Below are 19,233 nucleotides of genomic sequence, written 5' to 3'. Positions count from 1 at the left end.
CCGACACCGCCGGAGGGCCGGGCCCCGCCGTACGAATACGGCGGGGCCCGGCCCTCCGGCCTGTGGTGTGCGGGCCCCGGCGGCCCCGTCGGGGCGACCGCCGGGGACCGGGGCTCAGATGTCGAACACCTCGTCGAGCAGCGCCTGCTGCTCGGCCTGGTGCCGCTTCGCGGACCCGACGGCGGGGGACGACGACGCGGAACGCGAGATGCGGCGCACCCGCGCGGCGGCCTCCACCTGCTCGGGCAGGTTCAGCGCGATGAACGGCCAGCCGCCCTGGTTCGCCGGCTCCTCCTGGGTCCACACGACCGACTCGACGTTGGCGTACCGCGCCAGCTCGTTCCGGATCTCGTCGGCCGGCAGCGGGTACAGCCGCTCCAGGCGGACCAGCGCCACGTCCTGGCGGCCCAGCTTCTCGCGCTCCGCCGCCAGCTCGTAGTAGACCTTGCCGGAGCACAGCACCACGCGCCGCACGCCCGCCGGGTCCACCGTGGTGTCCCCGATGACCGGCCGGAAGCCGCCGGTGGTGAACTCCTCCACCTTCGAGGTGGCGGCCTTCAGGCGCAGCATCCACTTCGGGGTGAAGACGACCAGCGGCTTGTGGTGCGGGTTGTGCACCTGCCAGCGCAGCAGGTGGAAGTAGTTCGACGGCACCGTGGGCAGCGCGACCGTCATGTTCTTCTGGGCGCACAGCTGGAGGAACCGCTCGATGCGCGCCGACGAGTGGTCGGGCCCCTGGCCCTCGTACCCGTGCGGCAGCAGCAGCGTGACGCCGGACGTCTGGCCCCACTTCTGCTCGGCCGAGGAGATGAACTCGTCGATGACGGTCGCCGCGCCGTTCGCGAAGTCGCCGAACTGCGCCTCCCACATGACCAGCGCCTGCGGCCTGGCCAGCGAGTAGCCGTACTCGAAGCCCATCGCCGCGTACTCGCTGAGCAGCGAGTCGTAGACGTTGAACCGGGCCTGGTCCTCCGTCAGGTAGAGCAGCGGGGTGTAGTCCTCGCCGGTCTTGCGGTCGATCAGCACGGAGTGCCGCTGGCCGAACGTGCCGCGCCGCGAGTCCTGGCCCGCCAGGCGCACCGGCGTGCCCTCCATCAGCAGCGAGCCGACGGCGAGCAGTTCGCCCATGGCCCAGTCGATCGTGCCGTCCTCGACCATCGCCGCGCGCCGCTGGAGCTGCGGCAGCAGCCGCGGGTGCACGGTGATGTGGTCGGGGATGTTGACCTGGGACTCGGCGATCCGCTTGACGACCTCCTCGTTCACCGCCGTCTCGATGGCGACGGGGAACTCGGGGCGCGGCGTGTTCACCTCGGCCGGGGCCGGGGTGACGGTGGCCTCGCGGACCTCCTTGAAGACCTTCTCCAGCTGGTTCTGGAAGTCCTGGAGCGCCTGCTCGGCCTCCTCCAGGGTGATGTCGCCGCGGCCGATCAGCGACTCGGTGTACAGCTTGCGCACCGAGCGCTTCTTGTCGATCAGGTCGTACATCAGCGGCTGGGTGAACGAGGGGTTGTCCGTCTCGTTGTGCCCGCGGCGCCGGTAGCAGACCAGGTCGATGACGACGTCCTTGTTGAACGCCTGCCGGTACTCGAAGGCCAGCCGCGCGACACGGCAGACGGCCTCCGGGTCGTCGCCGTTCACGTGGAAGATCGGCGCCTCGATCATGCGCGCGACGTCCGTGCAGTACGTGGACGAACGGGCGGCGGCCGGGCTCGCGGTGTAGCCGACCTGGTTGTTGATGACGACGTGGATCGTGCCGCCGGTGCGGTAGCCGCGCAGCTGCGACATGTTCAGCGTCTCGGCGACCACGCCCTGCCCGGCGAACGCGGCGTCGCCGTGGATCAGGACGGGCAGGACGGTGAAGTCCGCGCCGCCGCGCCCGATGATGTCCTGCCGCGCGCGGGCGACACCCTCGACGACCGGGTCCACGGCCTCCAGGTGCGACGGGTTGGCCGTCAGCGACACCGTGATCGTCTCGCCTGACAGGCCGGTGAACGTGCCCTCGGTGCCCAGGTGGTACTTCACGTCGCCGGAGCCGTGCATCGACTTCGGGTCGAGGTTGCCCTCGAACTCGCGGAAGATCTGCGCGTACGACTTGCCGACCACGTTGGCCAGCACGTTGAGCCGCCCGCGGTGCGCCATGCCGATGACGACCTCGTCCAGCTTGTCGCCCGCGGCCTCGTCCAGCACCGAGTCGAGCAGCGGGATGACGGTCTCGCCGCCCTCCAGCGAGAAGCGCTTCTGGCCCACGTACTTGGTCTGGAGGAACGTCTCGAACGCCTCGGACGCGTTCAGGCGGCGCAGGATGCGCAGCTGCTCGTCGCGGTCGGGCGTCGTGTGCGGACGCTCGACGCGCTCCTGGATCCAGGTGCGCTCCTTCGGGTCCTGGATGTGCATGTACTCGATGCCGGTGGTGCGGCAGTACGAGTCGCGCAGCACGCCGAGGATGTCGCGCAGCTTGAGCATCGACTTGCCCGCGAAGCCGCCGACCGCGAACTCGCGCTCCAGGTCCCACAGCGTGAGCCCGTGCTCGTTGATGTCCAGGTCGGGGTGGCGGCGCTGGCGGTACTCCAGCGGGTCTGTGTCGGCCATGAGGTGGCCGCGCACGCGGTAGGCGTGGATCAGGTCGAAGACGCGGGCGGCCTTGGTGACCTCGTCGTCGTGATTGACGTCGATGTCCACGTGCCAGCGGATCGGCTCGTACGGGATGCGCAGCGCCTCGAAGATGCTGTCGTAGAACCCGTGCTCGCCCAGCAGCAGCTGGCTGATCAGGCGCAGGAACTCGCCCGACGCCGCGCCCTGGATGACGCGGTGGTCGTAGGTGCTGGTCAGCGTCATGACCTTGGAGATGCCCAGGCGGTTCAGGGTCTCCTGTGAGGTGCCCTGGAACTCGGCCGGGTACTCCATGGCGCCGACGCCGAGGATGACGCCCTGACCGGGCATCAGGCGCGGCACGGAGTGGACGGTGCCGATGCCGCCGGGGTTGGTCAGCGAGGCGGTGACGCCGGAGAAGTCCTCCATCGTCAGCTTGCCGTTGCGGGCGCGCCGGACGATGTCCTCGTACGCCTGCCAGAACTCGAAGAACGAGAGCGTCTCGGCTTTCTTGATCCCGGCCACGACGAGCTGGCGGTCGCCGTTCTTGTTCACCAGGTCGATGGCGAGGCCCAGGTTGACGTGGTCGGGCTTGACCAGCGTGGGCTTGCCGTCCTTCTCGGTGAAGGAGTGGTTGATCGCGGGCATCGCCTTCAGCGCCTGCACCATGGCGTAGCCGATGAGGTGCGTGAAGGACACCTTGCCGCCGCGGGCGCGCTTGAGGTGGTTGTTGATGACGATGCGATTGTCGAACAGGAGCTTCACCGGGACCGCGCGGACCGAGGTGGCGGTCGGCAGGTCGCGGGAGGCGTTCATGTTCTTCGCCACGGCGGCGGCGGGGCCGCGGAGGGTGACGAACTCGGGGCCCTCCTGCGCGGGGGGCTCCTCCTCCGTCTTCTTCCGGCCGGCCGCGGGCTGCGGCGCCGGGGGCCGCTGGCCCACGGGCTTGGCCGGGGCCGCCTTCGCGGGTGCGGCGGGTGCCGCGGCCGCCGGGGCGGTCGCGGGAGCGGCCTGGGCGGCGGGCTTCGCGGGCGCCGGAGCGGCCGGAGCCGCGGCGGGCGCGGCCTGGGCCTGCGCCTGGGGCGCCGGAGCCTGGTCCGACGCGCTGCCGTCACCCCCCGGCTTGTAGTCGGCGAAGAAGTCCCACCAGGCTCGATCGACGGAATTCGGGTCCTGGAGGTACTGCTGATAGATCTCGTCGACTAGCCACTCGTTGGCACCGAAGCCCGACGCGGGGTGTGATCCCCCGGATCGTTCGGTGTCGGTGTTCGAGGTGTTCGGAGACTGTGGCGACACGGCGGCAACCGCCCTCTTCCGCTTCGCAAGGTGATGGACAGCGGAAATCAAGGCTACGCCCCAAGAGCCCCCCGGCGCAGTCCTGGCCGCCCAGACGTGGCCTACACCACATCGTGTGCGGGGTTTCGCGGTGCGAACGAACGGGGATGTCGCCAGGTTCGGCGGAAAACGGCAATGACGGACCGCGACCACCGGTGCGGCCGTCCCGCCGTCGGCTCTCGCCTGGCCAGAGGCCGCCCGCCGCGTACGAGCGGCGGGAACGGCCGGGAAGCTGCCGGACGCCGGATCGTCCCGGCGTGGGGTCCGCCCCCGACCTTACGTCAATTGTTTGCCTTCGCGTTACCTGGAAGGGTGAGCCGTATCCGGCATCCGCGGCGTGATTCGGCCACGCCGATCGTCCCGCCGTGCAGATCCACCGCCCAGCGGGCGATCGCGAGCCCGAGGCCCGTCCCGCCGTCACGCGGAGTGACGCCCTCGATCGTGCCGCGGCCGAAGCGTTCGAAGACCAGCTCCCGCTGCTCCGGCGGTATCCCGGGGCCCTCGTCCTGCACCTCGATCACCAGCCCGCCGTACGTCGCGCCCGGCCTGGCGCGCACCGTCACCTGCCCGTTGCGCGGGCTGTGCTTCACCGCGTTGTCCACCAGGTTGGTGACCACCTGGTCGAGGCGCTCCGGGTCGGCGTGCGCCCGCAGGTTGCCCGGCACGACGTCGAGGCGCAGCTTCACGTCCGTCCTGGCGTGCCCGCGCTTGAGGGCGACGGTGGCGTCGTTCAGCACCGCCGCGAGGTAGGGCTCCACCTGGAAGCCGCGCGGCTGCAGCGGCACCACGCCGTCCTCCAGGCGGGAGAGGTCGAGCAGCTGCGCCACGAGGCGGCCGAGCCGTTCCGTCTGGCGCAGCGCCGTCGCCATGGTGTCCGGATCGGCGTCCGAGACGCCGTCCACCACGTTCTCCAGCACGGCCCGCAGCCCCGCGATGGGGGTGCGCAGCTCGTGGGAGACGTTCGCGATCAGCTCGCGGCGCTGCCGGTCGGCCGCCTGGAGGTCGGCGGCCATGCGGTTGAACGCGTGCCCGAGGTCGCCCAGCTCGTCCCGCCGCGCGACGTGCACGCGGCGGTCGTAGTCCCCGCGCGCCATGGCACGCGCGGCGGACGTCATCTCCAGCACCGGCGTGGCCAGGCTGTGCGCGACGAACTGGGTCACCAGCAGGGAGGCGATGATGGCGATCATCGCGATCACCTGCAGCTCGATGTCCGAGCGGTACGCCATGAGGATCAGCAGCGTGGTGATCCCCACGGAGATGATCACCAGCCAGCCGAGCGCCGCCTTCACCGAGCGCATCGGGTCGAACGGGCGGAGCATCCGCCACAGCAGGTGCCGCCCCCGCCGCCAGACGGGATGCCGGGCGAGGTCGGCCACGCGGTCAGACCTCGCCCGCACCCGCTGCGGGACCGCTCTCCCCGGCGAATCCCGGCGGGGTCTCCAGCGCGTACCCGACACCGTGCACCGTGCGGATGCGCTCGGCGCCGATCTTCCGGCGCAGCGCCTTCACATGGCTGTCCACGGTCCTGGTGCCGGAGGCGTCCGCCCAGTCCCAGACCTCCGCCAGCAACTGCTCGCGGGTGAGGACGGCGCGGGGCGAGCGCGCCAGGCACATCAGCAGGTCGAACTCGGTGGGCGTGAGGTGGATGTCCTTGCCGGCCGCGCGGACGCGCCGCTGGGTGCGGTCGATCTCCAGGTCGCCGAGGCGGACGCTCCCGGGCCTCGGCGTGGTCGCGGCGACGGCGGCGCGTTCGATCCTGCGCAGGAGCACATGGGCGCGGGCGACGAGTTCGCGCATGGAGAACGGCTTCGTCATGTAGTCGTCGGCGCCGACGCCGAGGCCGACGAGCATGTCCGTCTCGTCGTCCCGCGCGGTCAGCATGAGGACGGGCACCGGGCGCTGGGCCTGCACGCGGCGGCAGACCTCCAGGCCGTCGAAGCCGGGGAGCATGACGTCCAGGACGAGGAGGTCCGGGTGCCAGGCGGCGGCGGTCTCGACGGCGGCGGGGCCGTCGGCCGCGGTCTGCACGAGGAAGCCCTCGGCGCGCAGGCGGGCGGCGATGGCCTCGACGATGGTGGGGTCGTCCTCCACGACGAGGACGCGCCGTTGCGCGCCGGGGGTGGTCGCCGTCGTGGTGTGGTGGGCGCCGCGCTCGGGGGTGGCGTGCCCGTTGTCGGTGTGGCCGTTCTGTGGGGGTGCCTGCTCGTGATGGTTCCGGTCCATCGCTGACGTCCTGGTGTCTGTCTGTGTCATGGTGTCCCGCCCCCGGGGCATCATCCCGGTGCCAGTCGGCTGAATCCTGGCTGCTGTCGCTGCTGTCGGATCGGTGAATGTGCTGATGAACACTTGGGAAGCAGCGTAGAGCGGAACGCGGACGCCCGGCTACGTGATCGGACTGGCGACATGATGGCTGGCGAGAAACAGCACGTCGGGAGCGCCCCGGACGACCGGGACCTCAAGGGTGGTTACCGAGGTGAACCCGGCGTTCCCCAGCAAGCGGGGGAAATCGGCCGAGTCCTGGGCGGACCAGACGGCCAGCACGCCGCCGGGGCGGAGCGCGGCGCGGCAGACGGCGAGGCCCTCGGGGGCGTAGAGGCCCTCGTTGTCCTCGGTCACCGTCCAGTCGGGGCCGTTGTCGATGTCGAGGCACAACGCGTCGTAGTGCTGGGGGTGTCGGCGCAGGTGCGCCAGCAGATCGGTGGCGAGCAGCCGGGTCCTGGGGTCGGCGAGGGCGTCGCGGGTGAGGGCGCCGAGGGGGCCGGTGCGGTGCCAGTCGATGACGGCGGGCTCGCGTTCGGCCACGTCGATCCGGCCCCAGCGGGGTTCGGCGGCGGCCTCGGCGAGGGAGAAGCCGACGCCGAGGCCGCCGATCAGGAGGCCGGGCCGCGCGGTCGCGGAGGCGTCCAGGGCGTCCAGGGCCGCGCTCACCAGGAGGCGTTCCGAGCGGCCGTCCGAGGTGTCCATCAGGAAACAGCCGTTGGCGATGATCTGCAGCAGGTCCCCGTGGCGCCGCAGCACCACCTCGCCGTACGGGCCCTCCCTGCGGTCGAGGACCACGGGGCGGTCGCCGGGGTCGGGGCCTGGGGCGGCGGGGGACAGCGGAGCGGGGGCCATGCGGTCATCTTCCCGCATGGCCCCCGCCCGTACGGCGTGGCTCCCACCGCTCGTTTCCGGTCAGCCGGGGAACGGTGGGTGTGGGACGGACGGTCCGGGGCACCCGACCTGTGCGGACGGAGAGGCCCGGCTGGTGGAGCGGCGGGTCTGCCCGGAGCGTGGCTGGGAGACAGGGATCGGGAGAACGGGATCGGGATCTGGTGCGGGACGGCTCCGGCCGGCGCGGACGGGCGCCGGCCGGAGCCGCGGTGCGCCGGATGTCCCGTGGGGGATCAGCTGTTGGTGGCCAGCGCCCGCAGGCGGTCGATGGCACCGTTGAAGACGTTGTGGTCGCCCACGGTCGGGCCGGTGGAGGTGTACTGCCAGAAGGTGTGGAAGCCCCAGCCCGCCGGGAGCGCGCCGACCGAGGACGCGTAGCGCGCGACCCACAGCGGGTGGTTGCTGGCGAAGCCGCTGTAGTTGCCGGTGCAGGTCTGCCACCAGTTCGTCGTGGTGTAGATCACCGCGTAGCGGCCGGTGCGCGAGTGGTAGGTGTTGAGGAAGTCGCGTATCCAGTTGACCATTCCGGCCTGGCTCAGGCCGTAGCAGGTCGCGCCGTAGGGGTTGTACTCGATGTCGAGCACGCCGGGCAGGGTCCTGCCGTCGGCGGACCAGCCGCCGCCGTTGCTGGCGAAGTAGTTGGCCTGGGAAGCGCCGCTCGACGAGTTGGGCAGCGCGAAGTGGTAGGCGCCGCGGATCATGCCGACGTTGTAGGACCCGTTGTACTGCTGGGTGAAGTACGGGTTCTTGTACGTCGTGCCCTCCGTCGCCTTCACGTAGGCGAAGCGGTTGCCCGCGTTCCAGAGCGTGGACCAGGCGACGTTGCCCTGGTGGCTGGACACGTCCACGCCTTCGACGGTGGCCAGGGGCGAGACGGCGGGCTTGCTGTACACCCGGCTGCCGCCCTCGTGTTCGAGGACGGTCGATCCCATCCAGGCGGAGCCGATCGTCGGGGTGTCGTCGGCGCTGGCGACACCGGGGGCGGCGAACAGGAGCGCGAGGAGTGCGCTGACCATCCCGAGGACGAGCGGGACGGTGCGCCGGCGTGCACCGGCGCGTGTGCTGGCCTTACCGGTTCCGTTCATGGGCATGTACTGCCTTTCGGAGACCTCGCTGTGGGGGGACGAGACCGGCTCGTCGGCATCGCACATGGTGTGGCCATGCCAAAAGTGAAGGTAATGCGTGTAGATGATGGCGCGAAAGAGGGTTATGGAAGCGCCGTTGGTCCATACCGCTGGCGTCGGTGATCGGTTATGCGTGAACGCCTTGGTTGCTGACAACTTTCAGTCGTGAAAGTGTCGGATCACTGACGGAAAGCCTGCTGCGGATCCCGGCACGCCTGTCGGAACGCCGGATCGCGTATCCGCGCTACAGGTCCACCAGGATCACCGAGGCGTCGTCGTGCGCCTTTACCCGCGGGAAGTTCTGCCCCAGCGGATCGGCCGTCTCCGCCGCCCTGACCCGTTCGACGGCGGCGCCGGGACCGGCCGTCACGAGTTCCCCGAAGAGGTCCGACCAGTCGCCGAGGGTGAAGGTTTCCACCCAGCGCCCGAGCCCGTCGCTCAGCGCCGCGAGACGGCGCACCTCCCCGCGCGGGACGGAACCGGTGAGCGCCAGGCGCACCACCGACGGGTCGGCCGCCGCCGTGAAGAAGCCGCCCTCCGCGTTCCGCAGCCCCTCGACGAACGCCGCGCGCCGTTCCGGCGGCAACCGCCGCGCGGCGGGCCGCAGATCGTCCAGGCGCGTGTCCAGCACCGGTCGCACGGCGCCGTCCTGACCTTCCATCAGCAGCGCCGAGTCGGACAGTACGAGGTACTCCACCCGCGCCTCGTCCCAGCGGGCGCAGACCGCCGTGGCCTGCGGCGTCCGCGGGTGAGAAAGGTCACACGTCGTCCGGTGCCGGTCCGCCGTCGCCGCGATCGCGGCGCCCAGGCAGTCGGCCAGCGCCATGTCCCGCCGGGTACCGGCCAGTTCGAGCAGCGTGCCGCCGAGCGCCGCCGAGAACCACGCGACCGGATGCGCGCAGCCGTACGGTCCCGGCGGGGCTGTCACGCCGTCGAGGAGGACGAGGGCGCCGCCCGTCCCCGAGGCGGGGGCGACGGTACCGGCGAAGTCCTCGTTGGCACGTCCGGGGGTGCCCGGTTCGGTGACCGACTGGATGCGCATGCCGACAAGTCTGCCGTAGGCTGGCATTTGTCAGCGATTCAGGGGATATGCGGCGTGGGAAACCGCGGGACCCGACCGGTGGATACCGCGGTGTCCGACGCTGTGGACGGAATGCGCGCGGCGACAGCCGCCTCGTGGAGGGCGAGCCCATGGGCGAACCGGAAGCGGATCTTGCCAGGAGCCGGGGCGGAATTCCAAACGGGCCCCGGACCGCCGACGGCGGCGGAACGGCATCGGCTTGTCCGGTGAGTTCGGGTGCTGTTCACTCCTTCGAGTGGCCGGACCGGCGAGAGCGCCCCGTGCCCCGTCGGCACTGGCATGGTTCGGTGCCTAAGTGACGAGAATGCGAGCGCAGGTGCGGAAGACGAGACTTCACGACCCCGCAGAGCCGTCCCCTTCCGCCTCGTCAGGCTCCCGGACGCACGCGGCGCGCCGCCGGCGTGTACGGGTGCGCAGCCGGCTGGTCGCCGGTGTGTTCCTGACCGGCCTCGCCGTCATGGGCGCGGGCGCGCCCGCCCTCTACGGCGCCTACGAGGACTGGACCGGATCGCAGCGGCTCGTGGACGACGCGCGGCTCACGGGCCGCGCGCTCTCGCTCTCGCACGCCCTCGCCGACGAACGCGACGCCCTCGTGGTCGCCGGGGTCACCGGCGACGCCGACGTCCTCGCCGCCGCCCTGCCCGAGGACGCCCGCGACCGCGCCGACCGCGGCATCGGCCAGTTGCGGCCCGAGGCCGCGCCGGAGCTGCGCGAGAGCCTCGACGGCGTCGCCGCCGCCCGCGAACTGGCCCTGTCAGGCGAGGCGGCGCCCGCCGACACGTACCGCGCGTACACCGACGTGATCGGCGAACTCGACGGCCTCCTGCGCTCCGTCAGCCGCGCCAGGCCGGAACGCGCCAGCGACCCGACCGCCGACGCCCTGCCCGACCTCGCCCGCGCCGTCCACGCCTCCTCGGCCACCCGCGGCCTGCTGCTCGCCGCGCTGACCGGCGGCGGCGAGCAGGGCGAACTCACCGCCCTGGCCCAGCGCGAGGCGGTCCGCGAGTCCGAGGCCCTCGACGACTTCGCCGCCACCGCCGATGACACGGGCCGCGCGGCGTACGAGCGCGCGCTCGGCGGGGACGACGCAGAGCAGGCCGCCGCGTACCTGGCGCAGCTCACCGACGCGCCCTACCTGGACGACGCCGACCGCGCCCTCGACCCCGACGCCGTCCAGGACGCGCTGCTGGCCCGCACGGGCGCCCTGCGCGGCCTGCTCGGCACCCTCACCGAGCAGCGCGTCGAGGACCTCGACGCGCTCAACGACGACGACTTCACCGGCCTGTGGGTCACCGGCCTGATCATCCTGCTCGCCTTCGGCCTCGCCCTGGGCGTCAACGTCCACACCGCCAGGTCGCTCACGCGGCCGCTCGCCGCCGTACGCCTCGGCAGCCGCCGCGTCGCCGCCGACCCGACCGGCCAGGAGCCGGTCAAGTACACCGGGCGCAACGACGAGTTCGCCGAGGTCGTCTCCGCAGTCAACGCGCTGCACGCCCGCGCCGTGACGCTGCACCAGCGCGCCGCCGAGTCCGCCAAGGACGCGGCCGCCGCGGCGCAGGAGGGCGGCGGCCTGCGCGCCGAGCGTGACCGGCTGCTGTCCGAGCAGAGCGAACTGCACGCCCGCCTCGCCGCGTTGCACGGCGCGGTGCACGGCATGTTCGCCCACCACGCGCAGCGCCTCCTCGCGCTCGTCGGCGAGCAGCTCGCCGTCATCGAGGGCCTGGAGGAGCACGAGGCCGACCCCGACCAGCTCGCGATCCTCTTCTCGCTCGACCACCTGGCCGCCCGCATGCGGCGCCACGGCGAGAACCTGCTGCTGCTCGCCGGCGCCCAGCCGCTCCAGCAGCTCAGCGAGCCGATGCCGCTGATCGACGTCGCGCGCGCGGCGGTCAGCGAGATAGAGCGTTACGAGGTCGTGGAGACGACCCCGCCGCCGCCCGCCGTCTGGATCACCGGCTACGCGGCCCGGGACCTGAGCCACCTCCTGGCCGAACTGCTGGACAACGCCACCGCGTTCTCGCCGCCAGGCGCGCGGGTGCGGCTCACCGGCCGCTGGACCCAGGGCGAACTGCTCCTGTCCGTCGAGGACGAGGGCGTCGGCCTGTCCCCGGCGCGGCTCGCCGAGCTGAACCACCGGCTGGCCGACTCCGTCACCCCGCCGCAGGGCGCCGACGGCAGCGGCGAGGGCTTCGGCATCGGCATGGGCCTGTACACGGTCGCGCGCCTCGCCGCCCGGCACGGGCTGCGCAGCTGGCTGCGGCAGCGCCCCGGCGGCGGGACGGTCGCGGAGGTCGCCGTGCCGGCCGTGCTGGTGGAGGACCGGCCGGGCGTCTCGTACCCCTCGCGCCTCGGCCCGGCCGACACGGGCCCGGTGCCCACCGCCGCCGTGCCGGGGCCCGTCACGCCCGCCGCGGGCGTGCCGACGGCCGGGCTGATCCCGCAGGAGCCCGTCACCCCGGCCGCGGGCATCCCCACCGTGCCGCACGCACGGCACGCCGCGCCCGCCCCGCCCGCCGAGCACGCCCGCGCGGACGACACCACGCCGCGGGCCCACCCCGTCACGGGCAGCGGGCTGCCCCGCCGCACGCCGGGCGCCGTCCCCGCCCCGCAGGAGCCGTCCGCCGCGCGCGCCCGCGCGGTGGACGCCGACGAACTGCGCCGCCGACTCGGCGGCTTCCAGCGCGGCGCCAGGGACGGGCACCGCGACGCCGCCAGGACCGTTGGTCCCCAGACCGGGCCCACCGGAGAGGAGACGCCGTCATGACACCGACACCGATCCCCGCCCCCGGGACCGATCCGCTGACCGGTATCCGCAGCAGGAGCGGGCACGACCTGCGCTGGATGCTGACCCGGCTGGTCGAGGAGGTGCCAGGCGTCACCTCGGTGGCGGTCGTCTCCGCGGACGGCCTGCCGCTGCTGTCCTCCGAGGACGCCGACACACCGCGTCCCGCCGCCGCCACCGGCGGCCCGCAGGGCGCCACCGCCGACCTGGCGACGATCGTCTCGGGCCTCGGCTCGCTGACGAACGGCGCCGCCCAGCTGATGGAGGGCGGCCCCGTACGGCAGACGCTGGTCGCGATGGAGTCGGGCAACCTGCTGGTCATGTCGATCAGCGACGGCTCGCTCCTGGGCGCCTGGACCGAGCCGGACGCCGACATGAGCACGGTGACCTACCACATGGCGCTCTTCGTCGGCCGGGCCGGACACCTGCTCACCCCCGAACTGCGCGCGGAATTGCGCTCGGCCACGCCGCGCCCGGTCTGACGCCGCGTCAGCCGGGTGTGACGGCGCCGAGCACGGGGCGTACGGCCAGCGGCGCGACGGCGACCGCTTCGCCGGGCCCCGGGGCGTGGACGACCTGGCCGTCGCCCGCGTAGAGCGCGACGTGCGAGGCGTCCGTGCCGTAGACCACCAGGTCGCCGGGGCGCAGCTCGCCCAGGGACACCTGGGGGAGCGCGGCCCAGAGGGCGGCGGGGGAGTCCGGGAGCGTACGGCCCGCCCGCGCCCAGGCGTCCGTGACGAGGGCGACCGGGTCGGACGGGGTGCCCACCAGGTCGAGGGCGTGCGCCAGGGCGCGGGCGCCCGCCGGGGTGGGCGCGCGGGTGCCGGGGCTGCCGGGGGCCTGGTCGGTGGTGACGCCGGTGGCCGCCGGTGGCGTGTCGGCCGTCTCTGTCGCGCCCGTCGCGCCCGTCGCGCCGGTCGCGCCGGTCGTCTCGGCGGGTTCCAGGGTGGCGAGCAGCCTGGTGACCTCCGCGAGCCGGTCGCGCATCTCGTCGCGCTGCCTGCGCTCCTCGGCCGCCAGGGTCTGCTGCTCGTCCAGCGCCTCGCGGGCGGCGGTGGCCAGTTCGTCGGCGCGCCGCTCGCCCTCGGCGAGGCGGGTGATCTCGGACGCCTGGGCGCGCGCCGCGCGCCGGGCCACCGTCCGGTCGTGCAGGTCGCGGCCCTCGGGCGCCTCGCCGAACAGCATCCGCAGGACGTCGGGCAGGGGCGCGCCGCCGTGGCGGTACTGCTCGCGGGCGAGGGCACCGGCCAGCCGCCGCGCGTCGGCGAGGTCGGTCCTGGTGGCGGCGAGGCGCTCGTTCAGCCGCCGCACCTCGGCGCGCTGGTCCCGCAGGCGGCGGGCGGTCTCCTGGTAGACCTCGGTCGCGCGGCCCGACTCCTCGTAGAGCGCGCCGAGTTCGGTGAGCAGCGCGGGGAGGCTGTCGGCCGGTTCTGCGGCGGCGGGGGGCGCGGGCAGGGCGGTGAGAGCGAGCAGGCCAAGGGCCAGGGACAGCCACCGGAGCGGTCTGGTCATACCAGCACGTTGCCTGGTTGTCGCATCGACGCCGCACCGGACGCGCCGCCACCCGCCGCCACCCGCCCGAACGGGTGGCGCCGCGTACGGCACGATGGCGGCGTGGCCACCGTCGTACTGTTCCATTCCGTGCTCGGCCTGCGCCCCGTCGAACTGCGCGCCGCCGAGCGGCTGCGGGCCGCCGGGCACGAGGTCGTGACGCCCGACCTCTTCGCGGGTGCGACCGCCCCCACCGTCGGGGAGGGGGTCAGGCTGCTCGACGGGATCGGCTGGGCGGCCGTGACCGGACGCGCGCGGCGCGCCCTCGCCGGACTGCCGGACACGGCCGTGCTCGCGGGGTTCTCCATGGGCGCGGGCGTCGTCTCCTCGCTCTGGCCGGAACGCCCCGCTGCCGCCGCCGTCCTCCTCCTGCACGGCGCGGCCGGGCTGCCCCCCGCCGTACGCCCCGGGGCGCGGGTGCAGCTGCACGCCGCCGAGCCGGACCCGTTCGCGCCCCCGGAACGGGTCGCGGCCCTCCGCGCGGCGGCGCGGGAGGCGGGGGTGGAGCTGGAGGTCTTCCGGTACCCGGGCGCCGGACACTTCTTCACCGACGCCGAGCTGCCCGACTTCGACCCGGCCGCCGCCGGCCTGACCTGGGAGCGGGTGGCAGGCCTCCTCAGCGGGCTGTGACGTCCGCACCGTCCGCCGGGGCGAACGCCTGGGCGACGGCGAGGCTGTCCTCGTAGATGTGGTGGCGCGTGACCAGGCCGTCCTCGACGGTGAGGTGCAGGGCGAACCGGGCGCGGTAGGCGCGTCCTGTGGAGCGCGCGGTCTGGCGGATCTCGCCGAGCACCACGGCGTCGGGGCCGTCGGTGAGGACGCGCTCGACCACGGTCGCGGCCTGCTCCGGCACGTGGTGGTCCGCCAGGTCGCGGAAGTGCGCGGCGGCGTCGGCGCGGGTGGCGCGGTGGCGTATCCACGGGGTGGCGGCCCGGCCGTGCTCGGCCTCGGGCCAGTCCAGCCGCCAGTCGCTCCGCTCGGCGTACAGCTCGGCGATGCGCCGGGGGTCGCCCTCGCCGATCCGGCGCAGCAGCTCCTCCACGACGGCGCGGGTGGTCACGGGTGCGGCTGCGGCCATGGGGCGGTGCTCCGATCATCGGGCCGCGCCGGGCGGGCGCGGCGGGTACCGGAATCCTCGCCGCCCGCGTGCGGCGGGTCGATTACCCCGGAGGTAAGGGCCCGGCGGACCCGCGGGGGGTCACAGGGCCTGTGCGCGGGTGGCCTCGTACGCCTGCCGCAACCGCTCGGAGGCGCTGGGGCTCGGGGGGTTCTCGCGGGGGATGCCGAGGTGGATCTCGCGCAGTTCGTCCATGAGTTCGTCGGCGAGGTCGGGGGAGCCCTCCGCGAGGAGGCGGGCACGGACCGCGAGTTCCGGGGTCGTGGGCCGGTGCCGCAGCCCCCACGCGCCGAGGGCGACCATCACGGGGAGTGTCTGGATGCCCGCTTCGGTGAGGGTGTAGGTCGCCTTCCGGCCGCGGGTGGCGTCGTCGCGGGTGAGGAGGCCCGTTTCGACGAGCTTGCGCAGGCGGCTGGCGAGGATGTTGGACGCGATGCCCTCGTCGTTCCTGGTCAGCAGATCGCGGAAGTGGCGGCGTCCGCCGAAGATCACGTCGCGGAGCACGATCAGGGACCACGGGTCCCCCAGGACCTCCACCGCCGCGTTGATCGCACACCCCGAACGCGGCTCCTCACGCATCGTGCACCCCCTGAGTGATTGCAACTCGCAACTCGTCCATTGTAGGGTTTCACCTACCAATTGCACTTTGCAATCACTTACTGGAGGTGGACCGCATGGCGAAGCTTCGCGTGCACGGTTTCCACGTCTCCCTCGACGGCTACAGCGCGGGCGAGACGATCACGATGGAGTCACCCATGGGTGGCGCCGAGAAGATGTTCACGCGCTACGACGGGCGGGTCATCCACGGCGTCCAGGCCGTGGACGACCCGATCACCGTCGACCGCGCGCTCACGAGCACCTGGAGCCAGGGCATCGGGGCCGAGATCATGGGCCGGGGCAAGTTCGGTCCGCAGACCGGCGAATGGACCGACGACGGCTGGCGGGGCTGGTGGGGCGACGAGCCGCCGTTCCGCACGCCCGTGGTCGTGCTCACCCACCACCGGCACGAGCCCATCCACTTCGACAACGGGACGAGCTTCCACTTCCTCGACGCCACCCCCGAGGAGGCGCTCGCCCGCGCCCTGGAGCTCGCGGACGGCCAGGACGTGCGCATCGGCGGCGGCCCCTCCACCATCCGGCAGTTCCTGGCGGCGGATCTCGTCGACTTCATGCACCTGGTCACCGTGCCCGCCATCCTCGGCGGCGGGGTCTCGATGTGGGAGGGGCTGGCCGACGTCCAGGACCGCTTCACCGTCGAGTCGGTGACCTCGGCGAGCGGCCTCACGCACAACTTCTGGAACCGGATCACCACCGGCTGAGGCCGCGCCGGGCGGGCGCGACGTCCGGAATCCGCCAGCGTCCGCGCGGCCGGGCGGCCGAGGCTTCGCCCATGACCGCCGAACCGCAGGGAGTCCGTGTCCGCCACCGCGGGCGGGAACCGCAGGTGCATCCGACCGCCTACGTCGCCCCGACGGCCACGCTCGTCGGCGATGTCCGCGTGGGGCCGAGGGCCCGGGTGATGTACGGCGCGGTGCTCGACGCCGAGGGATCGCGGATCGAGGTCGGTGAAGCGGCGGTGGTCTGCGAGAACGCGGTGCTGCGCGCGTCCGCGGTGGCCGGTGATCAGCCGGTGCTCGTCGGCGACCACGTCTTCGTCGGGCCGCATGCCACGCTGCTCGGCTGCGAGGTCGGCAGGTGCGTCTACGTGGCGACGACGGCGACGGTCCTCCAGGGCGCGCGGCTGGGGCCCGGCTCGGTCGTCGCCGTCGGCGCGCTCGTGCACGCGCGCACCGTTCTGCCGGACGAGTTCTTCGTGCCGCCGGGGACCGTGGCGCTGGACGCGCCGGTGCGGCTGCTGGCAGCCGGTGATCCGGGCCTGGCCGAGGCGGTCGGGCGGGTGGGCTTCGCGCGGGCGGCGTTCGGCGTCGACGCGGAGTGGACCGACCGGATCAACCGGTACGAGCGCATCGCCGAGGTGCGCGTCGCCGAGTTCGGCGCGCACGCGGACGACGAGGTACTCGGTCACGGCTAGGCACTCGTCGCGGTGCGCCGGGGGACGCGGGGATCCGGGCCGCGGTCCGTTCCGGCGCCCGGTCCCGTCCGCCGGGTCCGCCTGCGCCGCGCCGCCCGACCACGGGTCAGGGCCCCTCTTCAAGGGGATCGTCCTGCCGGCCTGGCGCCTGGGGCTCCCCCGGCTCCTGGGCCGGACGCCTCCTCCGAAGACGAGCCCGAGGGCGGTCCCGGAGTGGACCGGCGGCCGAGCGCGGCCTTCATCGGCTCTCGCCACCACCAGCCACGGCGGACCCGCCGTCCGCCGTGGCGTGACAGCCCTGCGGTGGGTGCGCCTTCGAGGAACAGGCCTGAGGTCCGTCTACGGTTCCGGCGGGGCGGGCGGGGGTTCGTAGGTGTAGACCCAGCCGCGCGGGAGGCGCAGGCGGCGGGTGTGGCCGGCCGGTTCGAGGTGGTAGACGTGCACCGTGCCGGGCTCGCCGTCCTCGCCCGGGACGGGCACCTCGTACCGCTTCGGCGGCTTGCCCGTCGCGCCGACCAGCACGGGCAGCACCCGGCCGTCGAGCGGCCCGCCGACGAACGGGGTCCGTTCGCTGCGCATCAGTCCGCCGCCTCGGGGCCCATGGCGGCCAGGGTCCGTTCGACCATGGTGTCCACCCGGCCGCCCGCCGGTTCGAGCGCGGCGGCGGCGCGCAGGGTGGCCGCCGTCTGCGCGTCCCGCCCTGCCGTCACCATGAGGACGGCCACGAAGTGCTCGACCAGCCAGTCCCGCAGCTCGGACGCGGGGCGCTGCTTGTTCTCGTCCAGCCAGATCAGCGAGGCCGCCTCGACCGCCGTGATCCACGTCCGCAGCGCCATGTGGAGGTCCGGGCCGGGGGCGGCGACCCGCATGTGGACGAGCACCTGCTGCGCCGCCGCGCGGCGCACGCTGTCCACGATGGCGCTCGTGCGGGCCGTCTCGACCACGCTGCCGCCCTTCAGCAGCGCGGTGAAGCCCTCGCCGTGCGAGTCGACGAAGGCCAGGTAGCGGTCGAGGGCGCGGGCGAGCCGTTCGCTGAGCGGGCCCTCCTCGGGCACCGCGAAGCACAGCTCCAGGTCGCGGGCCGCGCTGCCGAGCGCGGCCTCGTACAACTGCTGCTTGCCGCCGGGGAAGTAGCGGTACACCAGCGGACGGGACACCCCGGCGGCGCGCGCCACGTCGTCGAGCGACACGTCCTCCGGCGGGTGGCTCGCGAACAGCCGCTGCGCGGTGGCGATCAGCTGGCCGTGACGCTCTTCCACGCTCAGGCGGCGGTACGCCGGACGGGGCGCGACGGGTGGGCTGCTCATGTCCCGAAGGGTAACCGCCCGCGTCCCGGTGTGCCGGGGCATGGCGGATCGGCCGGTGGCGGCCGCTCTTTTTGGACAAGAGGTGCTGGACAAGAGGTGCTGGACAAGAGGTGCTGGACAAGAGGTGCCCGACGGGAGGCGCCGGACGGCGGAGGCCGGTGGGCGGGTCAGGCCAGCAGGCCGGAGCGGCGCCACAGCGCGCGGCCGACGCCGCTCAGCACGCCGATCTCGTCCAGGAAGTCCGTGAGCCGGCGTGCGCCCTGCCGCATGACCTCGCGCCGGTGCGCGCCGGCCCGTACCTGCGCCACCGCCTCGGCGCGGTCGAGCCCGACGGCCGTGTACACACGGGGGTTGACGAAGGCGACCGAGAAGATCCGCGCGAACTCCCCGGCTGTGATACGGGTCAGCTCGCGTTCCCAGCGGGGCGCGACGCGCATCTGGCGGCGCAGCTCCTCGCGGGCGTACCGCACGTGCCGCGCCTCCTCGACCACGTGGATGCGGGTCACGCCCCGGATCAGCGGCTGGACGCGTTCGTCGGGGAAGGTGAGGCGCTGCATCCAGTCGAGCACCTCCTCGCCGAGGAGGGTGGCGGTGAACGAACCCGGCGTCGTGGAGGCCGTCTTGAAGACGCGCGCCAGGTTGTGGTGGAGGCGGCCGGGCGGGTACGCCGGTGTGCCCGCCTTGCGTACGGCGCGCATGAACATCATCGAGTGCCTGCACTCGTCGGCGATCTCCGTCAGCGCGTACCGCACGTGGGCGCTGGTCTGCGGCTTGTCGTAGATGTGGCGGACGAGCAGCTGCATGAGGATCAGCTCGAACCAGGTGCCGAGCGAGGCGAGGGCGGCCGACTCGTGCCGGGACAGGTCGATCCGCTGCTCCTCCGGCATGGCGTACCAGAGCGGGGTGTCGTAGAGGGACACCAGTTCCGGGGGCCAGTACCACAGGCCCTCGGTCCAGGGGGCGTCCCAGTCCAGCTCGGTGTCCGGGTCGAAGGAGTGCCTGGCCGAGGAGGCGAGCAGCCGTTCGGCCACCCGCTCCCTGCTGCGGAGCGAGCCGAGCGAGTCCCGCAGGGCGGCGATGTCGTCGTCGGAGAAGTCGTTGAAGGTCTCTTCCGCGGGCCCGTCCGGGACGGGCGCGGGGCGCGGTGCGACAGCCATCCCCT

At 73.4% G+C, this 19,233-nt stretch carries 17 protein-coding genes; 5 read left to right on the top strand and 12 right to left on the bottom strand.

The window, feature by feature from the left end; all coding sequences use genetic code 11:
• Nucleotides 1–114 precede the first annotated feature (114 nt).
• The 6 genes from ACIBPC_RS22100 to ACIBPC_RS22075 all read right to left on the bottom strand — a co-directional run bounded on the left by ACIBPC_RS22100 (nucleotide 115) and on the right by ACIBPC_RS22075 (nucleotide 9,243).
• Nucleotides 115–3,885, bottom strand: coding sequence for a multifunctional oxoglutarate decarboxylase/oxoglutarate dehydrogenase thiamine pyrophosphate-binding subunit/dihydrolipoyllysine-residue succinyltransferase subunit (locus tag ACIBPC_RS22100; protein WP_398846916.1), 3,771 nt, complete (start codon nucleotides 3,883–3,885; stop codon nucleotides 115–117).
• Nucleotides 3,886–4,205: 320 nt separating this feature from the next.
• Nucleotides 4,206–5,243, bottom strand: a complete 1,038-nt coding sequence (locus ACIBPC_RS22095) for a HAMP domain-containing sensor histidine kinase (RefSeq protein WP_362961887.1) — start codon at nucleotides 5,241–5,243, stop codon at nucleotides 4,206–4,208.
• A gap of 61 nt (nucleotides 5,244–5,304) precedes the next feature.
• Nucleotides 5,305–6,147, bottom strand: coding sequence for a response regulator transcription factor (locus ACIBPC_RS22090; RefSeq protein WP_362961631.1), 843 nt, complete (start codon nucleotides 6,145–6,147; stop codon nucleotides 5,305–5,307).
• A 159-nt stretch (nucleotides 6,148–6,306) separates the two neighbouring features.
• Entirely contained in the window at nucleotides 6,307–7,038 is a 732-nt protein-coding gene (locus ACIBPC_RS22085; protein WP_398846914.1) for a spermidine synthase, read from the bottom strand.
• A gap of 272 nt (nucleotides 7,039–7,310) precedes the next feature.
• Nucleotides 7,311–8,168, bottom strand: a complete 858-nt coding sequence (locus tag ACIBPC_RS22080) for a lysozyme (protein ID WP_398846912.1) — start codon at nucleotides 8,166–8,168, stop codon at nucleotides 7,311–7,313.
• 277 nt (nucleotides 8,169–8,445) lie between these two features.
• On the bottom strand, nucleotides 8,446–9,243 hold the full coding sequence (locus tag ACIBPC_RS22075; protein ID WP_398846910.1) for a hypothetical protein: 798 nt from the start codon (nucleotides 9,241–9,243) through the stop codon (nucleotides 8,446–8,448).
• A 448-nt stretch (nucleotides 9,244–9,691) separates the two neighbouring features.
• Between ACIBPC_RS22075 and ACIBPC_RS22070 the strand changes: the two genes are divergently transcribed.
• On the top strand, nucleotides 9,692–12,046 hold the full coding sequence (locus ACIBPC_RS22070) for a nitrate- and nitrite sensing domain-containing protein (RefSeq protein WP_398846908.1): 2,355 nt from the start codon (nucleotides 9,692–9,694) through the stop codon (nucleotides 12,044–12,046).
• Entirely contained in the window at nucleotides 12,043–12,546 is a 504-nt protein-coding gene (locus tag ACIBPC_RS22065; protein WP_398846906.1) for a roadblock/LC7 domain-containing protein, read from the top strand. Before ACIBPC_RS22070 ends, ACIBPC_RS22065 begins: the two co-directional genes overlap by 4 nt.
• A gap of 7 nt (nucleotides 12,547–12,553) precedes the next feature.
• Here the strand turns inward: ACIBPC_RS22065 and ACIBPC_RS22060 are convergent, their stop codons facing one another.
• Nucleotides 12,554–13,576 (bottom strand): NlpC/P60 family protein, encoded by a 1,023-nt coding sequence (locus ACIBPC_RS22060; RefSeq protein ID WP_398846904.1) that lies wholly within the window; start codon nucleotides 13,574–13,576, stop codon nucleotides 12,554–12,556.
• A gap of 102 nt (nucleotides 13,577–13,678) precedes the next feature.
• On the opposite strand from ACIBPC_RS22060, the gene ACIBPC_RS22055 reads away from it, so the two are divergent.
• Nucleotides 13,679–14,245: a dienelactone hydrolase family protein gene (locus ACIBPC_RS22055; protein WP_398846902.1), complete on the top strand. Its 567-nt coding sequence runs from the start codon at nucleotides 13,679–13,681 to the stop codon at nucleotides 14,243–14,245.
• Here the strand turns inward: ACIBPC_RS22055 and ACIBPC_RS22050 are convergent.
• Together ACIBPC_RS22050 and ACIBPC_RS22045 are read right to left on the bottom strand one after the other, a co-directional pair.
• Entirely contained in the window at nucleotides 14,232–14,693 is a 462-nt protein-coding gene (locus tag ACIBPC_RS22050) for a nuclear transport factor 2 family protein (RefSeq protein WP_398846900.1), read from the bottom strand. The genes ACIBPC_RS22055 and ACIBPC_RS22050 overlap by 14 nt on opposite strands.
• 120 nt (nucleotides 14,694–14,813) lie before the next feature.
• Nucleotides 14,814–15,311 (bottom strand): helix-turn-helix domain-containing protein, encoded by a 498-nt coding sequence (locus ACIBPC_RS22045; RefSeq protein ID WP_362961616.1) that lies wholly within the window; start codon nucleotides 15,309–15,311, stop codon nucleotides 14,814–14,816.
• Nucleotides 15,312–15,406: 95 nt separating this feature from the next.
• Between ACIBPC_RS22045 and ACIBPC_RS22040 the strand changes: the two genes are divergently transcribed.
• Together ACIBPC_RS22040 and ACIBPC_RS22035 are read left to right on the top strand one after the other, a co-directional pair.
• Nucleotides 15,407–16,051 carry a dihydrofolate reductase family protein gene (locus ACIBPC_RS22040; protein WP_398846898.1) on the top strand — a complete coding sequence of 215 codons (645 nt, stop codon included), beginning with the start codon at nucleotides 15,407–15,409 and terminating at the stop codon, nucleotides 16,049–16,051.
• Between the two features lie 71 nt (nucleotides 16,052–16,122).
• Nucleotides 16,123–16,764, top strand: coding sequence for a gamma carbonic anhydrase family protein (locus ACIBPC_RS22035; protein WP_398846896.1), 642 nt, complete (start codon nucleotides 16,123–16,125; stop codon nucleotides 16,762–16,764).
• Nucleotides 16,765–17,103: 339 nt separating this feature from the next.
• Here ACIBPC_RS22035 and ACIBPC_RS22030 read toward each other — a convergent pair whose 3' ends face one another.
• From ACIBPC_RS22030 to ACIBPC_RS22020, 3 genes are all read right to left on the bottom strand, one after another.
• Nucleotides 17,104–17,343: a hypothetical protein gene (locus ACIBPC_RS22030; protein ID WP_398846894.1), complete on the bottom strand. Its 240-nt coding sequence runs from the start codon at nucleotides 17,341–17,343 to the stop codon at nucleotides 17,104–17,106.
• Nucleotides 17,343–18,071, bottom strand: a complete 729-nt coding sequence (locus ACIBPC_RS22025; RefSeq protein WP_362961608.1) for a helix-turn-helix domain-containing protein — start codon at nucleotides 18,069–18,071, stop codon at nucleotides 17,343–17,345. Before ACIBPC_RS22025 ends, ACIBPC_RS22030 begins: the two co-directional genes overlap by 1 nt.
• Nucleotides 18,072–18,238: 167 nt before the next feature.
• The gene (locus ACIBPC_RS22020; protein WP_398846892.1) at nucleotides 18,239–19,228 is read right to left on the bottom strand and encodes a diiron oxygenase; all 990 of its coding nucleotides are present in this window, start codon (nucleotides 19,226–19,228) and stop codon (nucleotides 18,239–18,241) included.
• Nucleotides 19,229–19,233 lie beyond the last annotated feature (5 nt).

Origin of the sequence: Streptomyces sp. NPDC049879, assembly GCF_044461265.1 — a bacterium.
Classification (GTDB): Bacteria; Actinomycetota; Actinomycetes; order Streptomycetales; family Streptomycetaceae; genus Streptomyces.
This window is presented reverse-complemented; position numbering and strand designations above follow the sequence as displayed.

What these genes read in the sequence shown, in the direction of transcription:
- ACIBPC_RS22020 (WP_398846892.1), bottom strand. Translation starts at nt 19,228, where the DNA reads ATGGCTGTCGCACCGCGCCCCGCGCCCGTCCCGGACGGGCCCGCGGAA.
- ACIBPC_RS22065 (WP_398846906.1), top strand. Translation starts at nt 12,043, where the DNA reads ATGACACCGACACCGATCCCCGCCCCCGGGACCGATCCGCTGACCGGT.
- ACIBPC_RS22085 (WP_398846914.1), bottom strand. Translation starts at nt 7,038, where the DNA reads ATGGCCCCCGCTCCGCTGTCCCCCGCCGCCCCAGGCCCCGACCCCGGC.
- ACIBPC_RS22090 (WP_362961631.1), bottom strand. Translation starts at nt 6,147, where the DNA reads ATGGACCGGAACCATCACGAGCAGGCACCCCCACAGAACGGCCACACC.
- ACIBPC_RS22080 (WP_398846912.1), bottom strand. Translation starts at nt 8,168, where the DNA reads ATGCCCATGAACGGAACCGGTAAGGCCAGCACACGCGCCGGTGCACGC.
- ACIBPC_RS22050 (WP_398846900.1), bottom strand. Translation starts at nt 14,693, where the DNA reads ATGGCCGCAGCCGCACCCGTGACCACCCGCGCCGTCGTGGAGGAGCTG.
- ACIBPC_RS22075 (WP_398846910.1), bottom strand. Translation starts at nt 9,243, where the DNA reads ATGCGCATCCAGTCGGTCACCGAACCGGGCACCCCCGGACGTGCCAAC.
- ACIBPC_RS22035 (WP_398846896.1), top strand. Translation starts at nt 16,123, where the DNA reads ATGACCGCCGAACCGCAGGGAGTCCGTGTCCGCCACCGCGGGCGGGAA.
- ACIBPC_RS22025 (WP_362961608.1), bottom strand. Translation starts at nt 18,071, where the DNA reads ATGAGCAGCCCACCCGTCGCGCCCCGTCCGGCGTACCGCCGCCTGAGC.
- ACIBPC_RS22060 (WP_398846904.1), bottom strand. Translation starts at nt 13,576, where the DNA reads ATGACCAGACCGCTCCGGTGGCTGTCCCTGGCCCTTGGCCTGCTCGCT.
- ACIBPC_RS22095 (WP_362961887.1), bottom strand. Translation starts at nt 5,243, where the DNA reads ATGCTCCGCCCGTTCGACCCGATGCGCTCGGTGAAGGCGGCGCTCGGC.
- ACIBPC_RS22040 (WP_398846898.1), top strand. Translation starts at nt 15,407, where the DNA reads ATGGCGAAGCTTCGCGTGCACGGTTTCCACGTCTCCCTCGACGGCTAC.
- ACIBPC_RS22045 (WP_362961616.1), bottom strand. Translation starts at nt 15,311, where the DNA reads ATGCGTGAGGAGCCGCGTTCGGGGTGTGCGATCAACGCGGCGGTGGAG.
- ACIBPC_RS22030 (WP_398846894.1), bottom strand. Translation starts at nt 17,343, where the DNA reads ATGCGCAGCGAACGGACCCCGTTCGTCGGCGGGCCGCTCGACGGCCGG.